Here is a 12,447-nt window from a genome sequence, read left to right on the forward strand (position 1 = left end):
CCATCCCGTCAGCGGCGGACGCCCGGCACGGCCTGGCGGCCGAACCGGTCGCCGTAGAAGGCCGGCTCGGCACCGGGACGCCACGGCAGCGCGGCGACCAGCAGGATCAGGGCCAGCGCCAGCGAGTTCTCCATCAGGGCGCCGAAGAGGCCGTCCTGGTAGTGCGACACCTCGGGGAGCTGGTGCTCGTACGGCCAGATCGGGGAGATCAGGAAGAGCAGGTAGAGCCCGGTCGCGGCGGCGCCGTGCCGCAGCCCGGTCAGCGTCGGGTACCAGATCGGCGGGCGCAGCCCGGTCACCCCCGGCGGGCCGCCGTAACCGCCCTGACCGGACCGCTGGGCCAGCCCACGACTGGCGTCGCGGCGGCGTACGGCGGCGTCGGCGAGCACGATGATCGCCGGGATCACCCAGACCAGGTGGTGCGTCCAGGAGATCGGGCTGATCACGTTGGCGGTGAGGCCGACCAGGGTGAACGCGGTCAGCTCGTCACCGTCGGCGCGGGCGTTGACGGCCCGGGAGAGGCCGACCGCCAGCATCAGTACCGAGAACGCCAGCCAGAGCAGGCCGGGCGTCTCGATCGAGTCGTACAGGCGGGCCAGCAGCCCCGCCAGCGACTGGTTGGGCGTCATGTCGGCGGCCCCGACCCGCTCGGTCTGCCAGAGCACGCCGCCGAAGTAGGCGCGCGACTCCGTGCCGACGACCGCGAAGGAGCCGAGGGTCACGGCGATCACCGTGCCGATGGCGGTGGTGGCGGCGCGCCACTGCCGCGTGATCATCAGGTAGGCGATGAACAGCGCCGGGGTCAGCTTGACCGCCGTGGCCAGGCCGATGCCCACGCCGGCCCAGGCGCCGCTGTGGACGAACCGCAGCAGCGGCCCGTCGCTCGGGGCGATGTGGGTGCCCCGGCGCGACCGCCAGCGCAGGCCGATCAGGTCGGCCATGATCAGGGCGAAGAGGAGCAGGTTCACCTGGCCGTAGCCGAGGGTCTCCCGGGCCGGCTCGATGGCGACCGCCAGCGGCGTCGCGATGCCCACGGTGAACCAGAGGGGCCAGCCCAGCCGGTCGACGATCGGGCGGAGCAGCCCGGCCAGCACGACGGCCAGGGCCGCGACGCTGGCGAGCGCGTTGACGATGCCGGCCAGCTCGACCGGCAGGTGCGCCATCGGGAGCATCACCAGACCGCCGAACGGCGGGTAGGTGAAGCCCAGGGTGGTGCCGGGTGCGATGAACTCGTAGAGCTCGTGACCGCTCGCCCACCACACCACCGCGCCGTGGTAGATCTTCATGTCGAAGAAGTTGTACGGCCGCCCGAAAGCACCGATGGCGAACCATGCGGCATAGGCGACGGCGGCCACGATGCCGGTCCGTACGACTGTCCTACGATCGATCCCACGCGTTACGCGGCGGACTGGGGCGAGGCGGTCCACCCGTCTTCCGACGGTCGCCGGCATGGCGTGGCCACCCCCGTACCAAGGTCGTCCTACCCGTCCAGGTCCTGCACGGAGCCTAGAACGGCGCCTCACGTTAATGCCTCCCGCGTTATGCGACCGTGTCCGATCCCACACATGTTTTTGACATTTCCACCGCGTTAACGCCTGTCGGGCGGTTCAGGTGATTCGCGGCGTTGACACGTGAGGGGTCGGCCGGGGGGAGGTATCGACGCAGGTCAGCCGGGTAGTCGTCGGGCCGTCGCTGCTGATCGTACGGCGATCCGGGCCTCCCTGCGGGCGGTACGGACGGCTCGCTGCACCGAACGTCGGGAGTGGCCGATCCGGTGACCCGTCCGCCAGCGCAGCCCCGGCTTGCCGCCGGTGTCCGCCGCGGCGAGCAGCAGCCCGCCGAGGAGGCCCAGGTTCTTCAGGAAGTGGATCTGGTTGTTGTGCCGCGTCGCCGGGTCGTCGTTGTTCCAGAAGGGATGCCCGGCGAGGGTCACCGGGACCAGCGTGCCGGCGAGGACGAGCGCCGCGGGCCGGGCGAACCGGCCGGTGGCGAGCATCAGCCCGGCGCCCACCTGCACCGCCGCGTTGGCGCGGATCAGCGTCTCGGTGTCGGTGGGGATGCGGGGGTCGGCCTTCTCCAGCAGCGGGGTCACCCGGTCCGTCACGGGCTTCGCGGCCGGGACCAGCCGCCCGGGGTTGCGGAGGTTGGTGAACCCGCTGACCACGAAGATGCCGCTCAGCATGGCACGGGCGAGGGAACGCACGGGTTTCATGGATCAGTCATACCCCGTCGCCGGCCCCGCTACCCCCGCAACCGCCGATCCGGATCGGCGGACGTGCACGTCGCGCCACGCCGATTCGAGCGACCGTCGCTGATGGACCGCCTGTGAGGGGTAACGTGCCCGGCGTGACGACGCTGCGGTTGCGACCTGAGGACCCGGCCGACACCGGCGCGGTCCGCCGGGTGCTCGCCGCCGCGTTCGCCCGTCCCGACGTGGCCACGCCGCCGGAGGTCGGGCTGGTCGACGAGCTGCGCGACAGCGACGCCTGGGTGCCGGAGCTGGCGATGGTCGCCGAGTACGGCGGCGAGGTCGTCGGCTACGCCCTGCTCACCCGGGTGCGGGTGAAGTCCGACGACCACGTCGTGCCGGCGCTGGCGCTCGGCCCGGTGGCGGTCGCGCCGCACCGGCGGCGGATCGGGCTCGGCACGGCGGTGGTGCAGGCCGCCATCGAGGCGGCCACCGAGCTGGGCGAGCGGCTGGTGGTGGTGCTCGGCGACCCGGCCTACTACCACCGGTTCGGCTTCGGTCGGGCCGACCGGATGGGCCTGACCAGTCCCTGGTCGGGTCTCGGCGACCCCTGGCAGGCGCTGGTGCTGCCGCCGGCCACGAGCGGCGAGGGCCCGCCGCCGCGCGGCGAGGTGCTCTTCCCGCCCCCCTGGTCCAAGGTCTGACGCCTCCGCTGGCCCGACGCCCGCGCCGCGCCGGACCCGGCCGTCCCGCGCCGCGCTGACCGGGGGTGGCGCCCTGTCGCGGTCCGTGGTGGCCGGTCAGGCCGGTTGGGTACGCAGGTAGCGGCCGAAGTGGGGGACGGTGAAGGCGACCGTGCCGCGTTCCCCGGAGTAGATCAGGCCCTTCTTGATCAGCGCGTCCCGGGCCGGGGAGAGGCTGGCCGGCTTGCGCCCCAGCGCACGGGCGATCTCCGCCGTCGGCACCGCGGCGTCCATGTCGTCCCGGCCCCCGCCGTCGATCTCGCCCTCCACCAGGGACAGCGTGGCCATGGCCCGCATGTACTCGCGTTCGGCCGGGGTGGCCCGCTCGAAGCGGGAACCGAAGAAGCCGACCGCCAGCTCGGCCTCGGCCTCCGGCGCGGCGACCCGTACGTCGGCGGCGGTGACCGGCGAGCGGGGCGCGTGGTCCCAGGTCGCCTTCCCGTACGCCTGGACGAAGTACGGGTAGCCGCCCGACTTCTCGTAGAGCAGGTCGAGCGCCTTCTGCTCGTACTCCACCTCCTCGCGCTCGGCCGGCGCGCAGAGCGCCTGGTCGGCGGCGATCCGGTCGAGCCGGTCGATGCGCTGGTAGCGGAAGAGCCGTTCGGAGTACGACTTGGCCGCGCTGAGTACGGCCGGCAGGTGCGGCAGCCCGGCGCCGACCACGATCAGCGGCGCGCCGAGCTGGGACAGCTCGTGGCAGGCGGCGCAGAGCGCGGAGACGTCCTCCGGGCCGAGGTCCTGCATCTCGTCGATGAAGATCGCGATGCCGGTGCCGACGTCGGCGGCCACCGCCGCGGCGTCGGTGAGCAGCTCGACCAGGTCGATCTCGATGTCGCCGGAGTCGGCCCGGCCGCTGGCGGCGGGTACGTCGATGCCGGGCTGCCACCGGTCGCGCAGCTTCGGGGCGGCGTTGCCGCGACCGGTCGGCGCGGTGCGCTGGGCGAACGCCTTGAGCACGCCGAGGAAGGCGTCGATCCGGTCGGGGGCGCGGTGGCGGGGCGCCAGCTCCCGGACGGCCATGTGCAGCGCGGCGGCGATCGGGCGGCGCAGCGACTGGTCGGGCCGGGCCTCGATCTTGCCGCTGCCCCAGAGGTGGTTGATGGCCTGGGAGCGGAGGGTGTTGAGCAGTACCGTCTTGCCGACCCCGCGCAGGCCGGTGAGCATCAGGCTGCGTTCGGGCCGGCCCCGGGCGATGCGCTCCAGCACGACGTCGAAGACGTCCAGCTCGCGCCCCCGCCCGGCGAGCTCGGGCGGGCGCTGGCCGGCGCCCGGGGCGTACGGGTTGCGGACCGGATCCACGCATCGCACAGTATCGGGCCGTCTAGCTGCGGGACTAGACATGCGTAGATGGGGCAACCGGCGTGTCGGGGCGTCGGAGCCTCTCGACACGAAACTAGGGCTGTCTAGCGTGGACGCTAGACAGCCCTAGTTTTGGTAATCAGCGCTTCTTCAGGCAGAGCACGTAGTCGAGGAAGTCGATTGAGTTGTCGTGCACGTAGTTCGCGGTGGCCTCCGGGGCCCGGGTCTTGCACCGGTCGCCGTCCGCCGTGCCCGGGATCCGCAGCAGCACCTCGTACGTGTTGGGGCCGCAGGGCACCTTCCGCAGTTCGGCGTCGGTGGCCGTACCGTCGTTGACGACGCAGTCGCCCTTGGCGAAGTCCCTCCTGCTGGGGCTCGGTTTGGCGGAGGTCGGCGCGGCGCTGGGCTCGTCCGTGGGCTCGCTCGTCGGTCGGCCCGTCGGCTGGCCGCTCGGGTTCACCGGAGCGCTCACCGTCGGGGCCGCGATCGGATCGTCGTCCTCGCCGGCCTGGTAGAACCCCCAGCCGACGAGGGCGAGGCACGGGCAGAGCAGGAGGACCACGACCAGGCCGATGATCAACGCGACCTTGCCGGCGCCGCTCTTCGCCGGCGGAGCGGCCGGCGGCATCCCGTACGCACCGGGGCCCGGCGGCGGGGCGCCCCACTGGTTGCCCGGGGCTGGCGTCGGCCCGGCCGGCGGATACGGCCCGGCCGCCGGGTAGCCGCCCTGGTCCGCCGGCGACGGGTAGCCGGCCCCGGAGCTGGGCGACGGGTAGCCCGCGCCGGAGCTGGGTGGCGGGTAGCCGGCCCCGGAACTGGGTGGCGGATAGCCCGCGCCGGAGGTCGGTGGCGGGTAGGCCGGCTCCGGGTTCGGCGGCTGCGGCTGGTTCCACATCGGGTCCGGCTGCCCCCACTGCGGGGCGGCCGGTGCCTCGCCACCGGACGGCGGCTGGCCCCACTGCGGCTCGCTCCCGGGCTGCTGCTGACCCCACTGCGGTTCACCCCCCGGCTGCTGCTGGCCCCACTGTCCGGCGGCCGGCGGCTGACCCCACTCGGGCAGCGTCGGGTCGATGGGTGGCGGGCCGCCCGGGGTGCCGGGCGGGCGCTGGTAGGGGTCCTCCGGCTGCGCGGGTGATCCGTAGGTCGTCATCTCTTCCTCAGGGGTGCGGGTGGATCAGGGGTGCGTGGTCCAGGGTGCGGTGCTCAGGGGGGTGCGGATATGCCGGGCGCGGCGCTCAGCGCTGCTTCAGGCAGAGCACGAAGTCGAGGGTGTCCAGCTCGCTGTCGAAGAAGTACCAGTTGGTGTAGCCGTCGACCTTCGCGCACTTCGCGGCGGCGTCCTTCTCGCCGCTGGTCGCCCCGTCGATGCGGCGCAGCACCTCGTACGTCTGCGGGGCACAGTCGCTGATCAGCAGCTTGGGCTTGCCGCCGGCGGGGCCGTCGTTGCGGACACACTGGCCCGCCTTGACGAAGCGCGGGTCGGCCGAGGACTCGGGAGCGGGCGGCGTGACCGGGGCGGCGGTGGCCGCGCCCGTCGTCGCCGTCGGCGGGTCGGTCTTCGCCGCAGGTGCGGGCTCGCTCGGCGTGGCGACCGGCGTGTCGTCGTCCTGACCGAGCAGGTAGAGCACGGCGGCGCCGCCGACGACGACCAGCAACACCACCGTCGCCAGCACCGCGACGACCGGACCCGCCCGCCCGCGCCGGCGCTGCGGGGGCGGGGGCGGGGCGGGACTACCCGCGTACGGGGCCTCCCCGCCGCCCCACCCGCCGGCCGGCGGACCGTACGACTCGTCGGGGCGTCGCCCGTGCCACGGGTCCGGGTCCCCGTGACCCGGTGCTCCGTAGTTCGCCATGCACGCCTCCCGTGCGAGTGGTGAGAGGCCGGCCACCAACGAGGGACGCCGACGCCGAGGCCACCGTAGCGTGTCCACCGATGAGCCCACCTCCACCGAGTGCACCGCCGCCGGCCGACGCCGGCACCCGAACGGGCCCGGGAGCCGGGACCGTTCGTACGGCTGCCGCCAGGCCGGCGCTGCTCTGGACCGCCCTGCTGCTGGTCTACGTCCTCTGGGGCTCCACCTACCTGGGCATCCGGATCGCGGTGGAGTCCATGCCGCCGCTCGGTTCCGCCGCCGCCCGGTTCGCCGCCGCCGCCCTGGTGCTGGCGATCGTGCTCCGGGTGCGGCGGGGGCGGGGCGCGCTGCGGGTCGACCGCCGGCGACTCGCCTCGGCAGCGCTGGTCGGCGTGCTCCTGCTGGCCGGCGGCAACGGGCTGGTGGTGCTCGCCGAGTCCGGGCCGCCGGGGGTCGCGGTGCCCTCCGGGATCGCCGCGCTGCTGGTGGCCACCGTTCCGCTGCTGGTGGTGCTGCTGCGTACGGTCACCGGCGACCGACCCCGGTCGTGGACGCTGGCCGGGGTGACGCTGGGCTTCGTCGGGCTGGTGCTGCTGGTGCTGCCGACCGGCGGGACGGGTGCCGTGCCGCTCACCGGGGCGCTGACCGTGGTCGTCGGCGCCACCTGCTGGTCGGTCGGCTCCTTCCTCTCCGGGCGCATCCAGATGCCCGCCGATCCGTTCGTCGCCACCGTCTACGAGATGCTCGCCGGGGCGGCGGCACTCGCCGTACTCTCGGTGGCCCGGGGCGAGCTGCGCGGGTTCGACCCGGGCACGGTGACGACCCGGTCGTGGCTCGCGCTCGCGTACCTGACGGTGGCCGGCTCGCTGGTGGCGTTCACCGCGTACGTCTGGCTGCTGCACCACGCCCCGATCTCGCTGGCCTCCACGTACGCCTACGTCAACCCGGTGGTCGCGGTGGCGCTCGGCGCGTTGTTCGTGGCCGAGCCGGTCACCGCGCGGGTGGTGCTCGGCGGCGCGGTCATCGTCGCCGGGGTGGCCCTCGTGGTGAGCACCGAGAGACCGCGACGTCCCGCACCGGGGACCGCGCCGAAGCCGTCGCGGCGGTAGCGTCCGCCCCGTGTCGACGGGGCTGCTGGCGTGCGTGACGCTGCTCGGCGCCCTGGCCGGCCTCGCCGCTCCCGGGGCCGCCCGCCACTTCACCGCCCCGCCCACCGCCGGTGTCGTCCGGGCCGCGCCGGGTGCGGCCGCGGGGGCGGTCGTGTTCGCCGGGCTCGCGGCGGCGCTGGGGGCCGACCCCGTCCTGCCCGTCCTCCTCGTGCTGGCGGCCGTCGGGCTGGTGCTCGCCCTGGTCGACCTGGCCTGCCTGCGGCTGCCCGACCCGCTGGTCGGCGCCGCCGCGCTGGTCGCCGCCGTCGGCCTGGCCGGCGCGGCGCTGATCTCCGGCAGCCCCGGGCGGCTGCTCGGGGCGGCGGCCGGGGCCGCGCTCTGCTTCGCCTGCCACGTGGTGCTGGCGTTGCTGCCCGGTTCCCGGCTGGGCTTCGGCGACGTGAAGCTCGCCGCCGTCCTGGGCCTGCCGCTCGGCTGGCTCGGCGGCTCGTCCGTGGCGCTCGGGCTGCTCCTGCCGCACCTGCTGCACGGCGCGGTGGTGCTCGCCCTGCTGTCCGCCGGCAGGGTGCGCCGCGACACCCCGCTCCCGCTGGGCCCGGCCCTGCTCACCGGCGCCTGGCTGGCCGCCCTGACCGCCTGAGCGTTCGCCCGCGGCCGGACCGAGGCCTACGGCCCGACCGGGTGGCTCAGATCAGGCGGAGCTGGCGGTCGCGGGGGCGGCGGGGCTCGGCCTCGCCGAAGCGCTCGAACAGGCCCGGATCGATGGCGTCGAGGAACGGCGACGGGACGCACTCGCGTTCCGTTCCGTGCCGGCTGCGACGGCCGGCGTGGGTGACGTACAGCCGGTCCTGGGCGCGGGTCAGCCCGACGAAGAAGAGCCGCCGCTCCTCGGCGATCGCGTCGTCGTCGGGCGTGCTGCCGGGCCAGCGCAGCGGGAGCAGCCCGTCCTCGGCGCCGACCAGGAAGACCACCGGGAACTCCAGCCCCTTGGCGGCGTGCAGGGTGAGCAGGGTGACCGCCTCGGCGCGGGGGTCGAGTGCGTCCACCTCCGCGCCGGTGGCGAGCTGGGAGAGGAACAGCGGCAGGTCGTCGCCGCAGCGGCGGGCCAGCGGGGTGAGCAGGTCGACGGCCGAGCGGACGTCCTCCGGCCGTACCGCGCCGGCACCGTCCAGCGTGGGCACCGCGAAGCGCTCCGCCAGCACCTGCCCGGCCAGCCGGACCCGGGCGGCCAGCGAGCCGTCGAGCCCGTCGGCGTGGCGCAGCTCGCGGGCGATGGCGGACACCCCGGGCCGGTCCCGCAGCCGGTCGTGCGAGCGCTTCTGCACGGGGATGTTCGCCCGGGCGAGCGCGTCCACGATCGGTGCGGCCTGAGCGTCGGTGCGGTAGAGCACCGCGATGTCGGAGAACGAGAGCGAGGTGGACCGGCCGTCGATGCGCCCCGAGTCCAGGGACCGGTGGGAGAGCCCGCCGACCAGCTCGTCGATGGTGCGTACGACGAAGTCTGCCTCGTCGGCGACGGACGCCGCCGGGTAGCGACCCACCAGTGGGGCCTCCGGGTCGAGCCGGGCCGGGTCGAGGCGGCGGCCCCGCACCAGCGACGACGGCGCGATGGCCTGCACGGCGGCGGCCAGGATCGGGGCCGACGAGCGGTAGTTGCGGTTCAGCCGGACCAGCCGGGCGTCGGTGAAATCCTGCGAGAAGCGCAGGAAGTAGCCGACGTCGGCGCCCCGGAAGGAGTAGATCGCCTGGTCCGGGTCGCCGATCGCGCAGAGGTTGCCGTCGGCGGGGCTGAGCAGGCGTAGCAGCTCGTACTGCACCTCGTCGACGTCCTGGTACTCGTCGACGAAGATCCACCGCCAGCGCTCCCGGTACCGCTGCACCAGCTTGCGGTCGGCCCGTAGCAGCGCGACCGGCAGGGTCAGCAGCTCGTCCAGGTCCACCAGGTCCTGCTTGCGCAGCAGCGCCGCGTAGCCGGTGTCGTCGTCGCCGGCCTCGGCACGGGCCTCCGCCCGCTGGGCGTCGTCGGCGATCCGGAAGTCCGCCGGCAGGCCGACGGCGTCGGCGTTCTCCCGCAGGATCGTCAGGCCCAGCGAGTGGAAGGTGCCGACGGTGACGTCCTCGGCGACCGGGCCGAGCAGGCCGTCGAGGCGGTGCCGCAGCTCCTCGGCGGCCCGCCGGGTGAACGTGATCGCCAGGCACTGCTCGGGGAAGACGTTCAGCTCCGCGCAGAGGTAGGCGATCCGGTGGGTCAACGTCCGGGTCTTGCCGGTGCCCGGCCCGGCCACGATGAGCAGCGGACCGCCCGGCGCGGAGGCGGCCACGCGCTGCATGGCGTCCAGGCGGTCCAGCAGGCCGGTGCCGACCTCCTCCATCCCGGCGAGCATCGGCTCGAACGGCTCGTGCGGCGACGGCGTCGGCGCGATCGGGGGCGGCGGCGCGGGCGGTGCGGCCTTGCGCTTGGGCTCGGCCCTGGCCGCCGTCGGGCGCTTGGCCCGGGGCTTCGGCGCCGGCTCCGCGGGGGTGCGCTGCGCCGGCACGGGTACGTCGAAGAGGGTCTCCTGCGCCGTACCGGCGTCGCCGCCCAGCTCGGCCGGGTCGAAGAGGGTGATGACGCCGTACTCGCCGTCGTAGCCGGGGACGCGGCGCACGTCGCCCCGGCGCAGCCGGCCGATGCCCTCGGCGAGCAGTTCCCCGCCGACCCGGCCGATCTCGTCGAGCGGCGTGGTGGTGAGGATCTCCAGCTCGGGGCCGAGCGCGGCGATCAGCTCGTGGAGCTTCCCCTCGACCCGCTTGGACCGGGCGCCCACCTTGTTGAGTTCGCCGAGGATCTCGGCCAGCGGCACCAGGTGGGTGACGTCGCGGGCGTGTGCGGGGCGGTGCCCCGACGGGCGGTCGGCCAGCTCCTCGATCCGGCTGAGCACGCCGACGGTCAGCGGCTTGCCGCACTCCGGGCAGCGGCCGCCGGCGGCCCGGGTCTGCTCGGGCGACCAGTTGACCCCGCAGAGCCGGTGCCCGTCCGCGTGGTACTTGCCCTCCTCGGGGAAGAACTCGATGGTCCCGGCCAGCCCGTCGCCCGTACGCAGCGCGTCGCGGATCGCGAAGTAGTCGCGGGCGGTGGCGAAGACGGTGGCCTCCCGGGCCAGCGCCGGCGGCGAGTGCGCGTCCGAGTTGGACACCAGTTGGTAGCCGTCCAGGCTGCCGACGCGCCAGTTCATCCCGGGGTCGGAGGAGAGGCCGGTCTCCACCGCGAAGATGTGCTCGGCGAGGTCGGCGTAGCAGTCGGCGATCGCGTCGAAGCCCGACTTGGAGCCCAGCGCGGAGAACCACGGGGTCCAGATGTGCGCCGGCACCAGGTAGCCGTCCGCGCTGGCCTCCAGCGTGATCTCCAGCAGGTCCCGGGAGTCCAGGCCGAGGATCGGCCGGCCGTCCGAGCCGAGGTTGCCGATCCGCCCGAGCGCGGCGTTGAACCGGGCCACCGCGTCCAGATCGGGCAGGTAGATCAGGTGGTGCACCTTGCGGGTGCGGTCGTCCCGCTTGTAGATCGTGGAGATCTCCACGCTGAGCATGAACCGGACCGGGTCCGCCTCCGCCTCGCTGGCCAGCCGGGGCGGCAGCCGGCGGGCGACGTCCCGCTCCGTCTCCGGGCTGAGCCGGTGCAGGCCGGGCTCGGCCGGGTGCAGCGTCTCGCGCAGGTGGTCGTACCAGGCGGGGTGGGTGAAGTCGCCGGTGCCGAGCACCCCGATGCCCTTGCGCCGCGCCCACCAGCCGAGGTTGGGCAGGGTCAGGTCGCGGCTGCACGCGCGCGAGTACTTCGAGTGGATGTGCAGATCCGCGACGAACGGCGAAGGGCCGCCGGGGGGTGCGGGACTGAACGGAGGCACGCCGCATCCTGTCACGACCGCGCCATTACCCACCCGTCGCCACGCACACCCGTGACCTGAGCATCCGGTGCTGGACAACGCCGGCCGCCCGCGCTATGGGTCAGCGGGAGCGCAGCTCCACCAGGGTGATCTGGGGTTCGGCGCCGACGCGCACCGGCGGGCCCCAGAAGCCGGCGCCGTTGGTGACGTAGACCTTGGTGCCGTCGACCTCGCCCAGGCCGGAGACCACCGGCTGCTGGAGCTTCACCAGCAGGTTGAACGGGACCATCTGGCCGCCGTGGGTGTGCCCGGAGAGCTGGAGGTCGACGCCGAACTTCGCCGCCTCGACCGCCGCCACCGGCTGGTGGGCGAGCAGCACCACAGGGCGGTTCGGGTCGCGGTCGCCGAGCGTCGCCGCGTAGTCCGCCGGGGCGGCCAGGCCCGTACCGGCGGCCGTGACGTCGTTCACCCCGGCCAGGTCGAGTACGCCGCCCCGGGCCTGGATCTCCGTCCGCTCGTTCTGCATGACCCGCAGGCCGAGGCGGTCCAGCTCCTGGACCCACTCCTCGACGCCCGAGTAGTATTCGTGGTTGCCGGTGACGAAGTAGCTGCCGTGCCGGGACCGCAGCCTGCGCAGCGGCTCGGCGGCCTCGCCCAGCTCCGCGACCGAGCCGTCGACCAGGTCGCCGACGACGGCGACGATGTCGGCGTCCAGGCGGTTGATCGCGGCGACGATCCGCTCGGTGTGCGCCCGCCCGCGCAGCGGGCCGAGGTGGATGTCGGACACGGTGGCGATCCGCAGGCCGTCCATGCTGCGGGGGAGCTTGGCCAGCGGGATCTGCACCCGGTCGAGCTGTGGCGGGCCGAGGGCGGTGCGGATGCCGTACCCGGTGAGGCCGGTGGCGGTGAGCCCGGCGAAGATCGCCGCCCCACGGGCGAGCAGCAGCCGGCGGGCCGGGTCGTGGTCGGGCTGCCCGACGGCGCCGGCGGCCGGCGGGTCGGCCGGAACCGCCGCGCCCACCGCGGGGGTTTCGGGCGCGGCGGAGACCATGGCGGGCTCGGGCGCGGCGGCGGTGGGCTCCGCGGCGGCGACCCGGCGACGCAGCACGAGCTTCGTCGCCGCCATCGGCACTTCCAGCGCCACGAGCAGGACGAGCAGGTAGAACATGACGGCGAGCCAGAGGTAGCCCGGCCACGCGAGCCAGTAGAGGCCCGCCTGGGTGCCGACCATGGTCGCCGGTACGAGCAGCGCGAGCACCAGGGCGGTGATCCCGCCGATCCGCCGCCAGCGCCCCGGGATGGTGGTGTCCCGCACCAGGCGCTTCCACAGGTAGAGGTGGATCAGGCCGGTGACCAGCCCTATGGTGGCGACGAACGCCAGTGCCGCCAGCATGT

Annotated in this window: 10 protein-coding genes; 3 read left to right on the forward strand and 7 right to left on the reverse strand. The window is 74.5% G+C overall.

Annotated elements, in window-relative coordinates:
• Positions 1-8: 8 nt before the first annotated feature.
• Both ACTMS2_RS03040 and ACTMS2_RS03045 read right to left on the reverse strand, forming a co-directional pair.
• Positions 9-1,451, reverse strand: a complete 1,443-nt coding sequence (locus ACTMS2_RS03040) for a glycosyltransferase 87 family protein (protein WP_441173936.1) — start codon at positions 1,449-1,451, stop codon at positions 9-11.
• A gap of 215 nt (positions 1,452-1,666) precedes the next feature.
• Positions 1,667-2,212 carry a DoxX family protein gene (locus ACTMS2_RS03045; protein WP_101413412.1) on the reverse strand — a complete coding sequence of 182 codons (546 nt, stop codon included), beginning with the start codon at positions 2,210-2,212 and terminating at the stop codon, positions 1,667-1,669.
• Positions 2,213-2,337: 125 nt separating this feature from the next.
• Here ACTMS2_RS03045 and ACTMS2_RS03050 point away from each other — a divergent pair, with 125 nt between their 5' ends.
• Positions 2,338-2,892 (forward strand): GNAT family N-acetyltransferase, encoded by a 555-nt coding sequence (locus ACTMS2_RS03050; RefSeq protein WP_441173937.1) that lies wholly within the window; start codon positions 2,338-2,340, stop codon positions 2,890-2,892.
• Positions 2,893-2,988: 96 nt separating this feature from the next.
• On the opposite strand, the gene ACTMS2_RS03055 is transcribed toward ACTMS2_RS03050, so the two are convergent.
• The 3 genes from ACTMS2_RS03055 to ACTMS2_RS03065 all read right to left on the reverse strand — a co-directional run bounded on the left by ACTMS2_RS03055 (position 2,989) and on the right by ACTMS2_RS03065 (position 6,083).
• Entirely contained in the window at positions 2,989-4,230 is a 1,242-nt protein-coding gene (locus tag ACTMS2_RS03055) for an AAA family ATPase (RefSeq protein WP_441173938.1), read from the reverse strand.
• A gap of 139 nt (positions 4,231-4,369) precedes the next feature.
• Positions 4,370-4,858: an LppU/SCO3897 family protein gene (locus ACTMS2_RS03060; RefSeq protein WP_441174092.1), complete on the reverse strand. Its 489-nt coding sequence runs from the start codon at positions 4,856-4,858 to the stop codon at positions 4,370-4,372.
• A 607-nt stretch (positions 4,859-5,465) separates the two neighbouring features.
• A complete protein-coding gene (locus ACTMS2_RS03065; RefSeq protein WP_441173939.1) occupies positions 5,466-6,083 on the reverse strand; it encodes an LppU/SCO3897 family protein in 618 nt (205 codons plus the stop codon).
• Between the two features lie 80 nt (positions 6,084-6,163).
• Here ACTMS2_RS03065 and ACTMS2_RS03070 point away from each other — a divergent pair, with 80 nt between their 5' ends.
• Positions 6,164-7,192, forward strand: coding sequence for an EamA family transporter (locus ACTMS2_RS03070; protein ID WP_441173940.1), 1,029 nt, complete (start codon positions 6,164-6,166; stop codon positions 7,190-7,192).
• Positions 7,193-7,202: 10 nt separating this feature from the next.
• Positions 7,203-7,832 (forward strand): prepilin peptidase, encoded by a 630-nt coding sequence (locus ACTMS2_RS03075; RefSeq protein WP_441173941.1) that lies wholly within the window; start codon positions 7,203-7,205, stop codon positions 7,830-7,832.
• A 46-nt stretch (positions 7,833-7,878) separates the two neighbouring features.
• Here the strand turns inward: ACTMS2_RS03075 and ACTMS2_RS03080 are convergent, their stop codons facing one another.
• Positions 7,879-11,073, reverse strand: a complete 3,195-nt coding sequence (locus ACTMS2_RS03080) for a UvrD-helicase domain-containing protein (protein ID WP_441173942.1) — start codon at positions 11,071-11,073, stop codon at positions 7,879-7,881.
• Positions 11,074-11,173: 100 nt separating this feature from the next.
• A complete protein-coding gene (locus ACTMS2_RS03085) occupies positions 11,174-12,445 on the reverse strand; it encodes a metallophosphoesterase (RefSeq protein WP_441173943.1) in 1,272 nt (423 codons plus the stop codon).
• Between the last annotated feature and the right edge of the window lie 2 nt (positions 12,446-12,447).

Origin of the sequence: Micromonospora sp. SD12 (assembly GCF_052068495.1) — a bacterium.
GTDB lineage: Bacteria > Actinomycetota > Actinomycetes > Mycobacteriales > Micromonosporaceae > Micromonospora > Micromonospora echinofusca.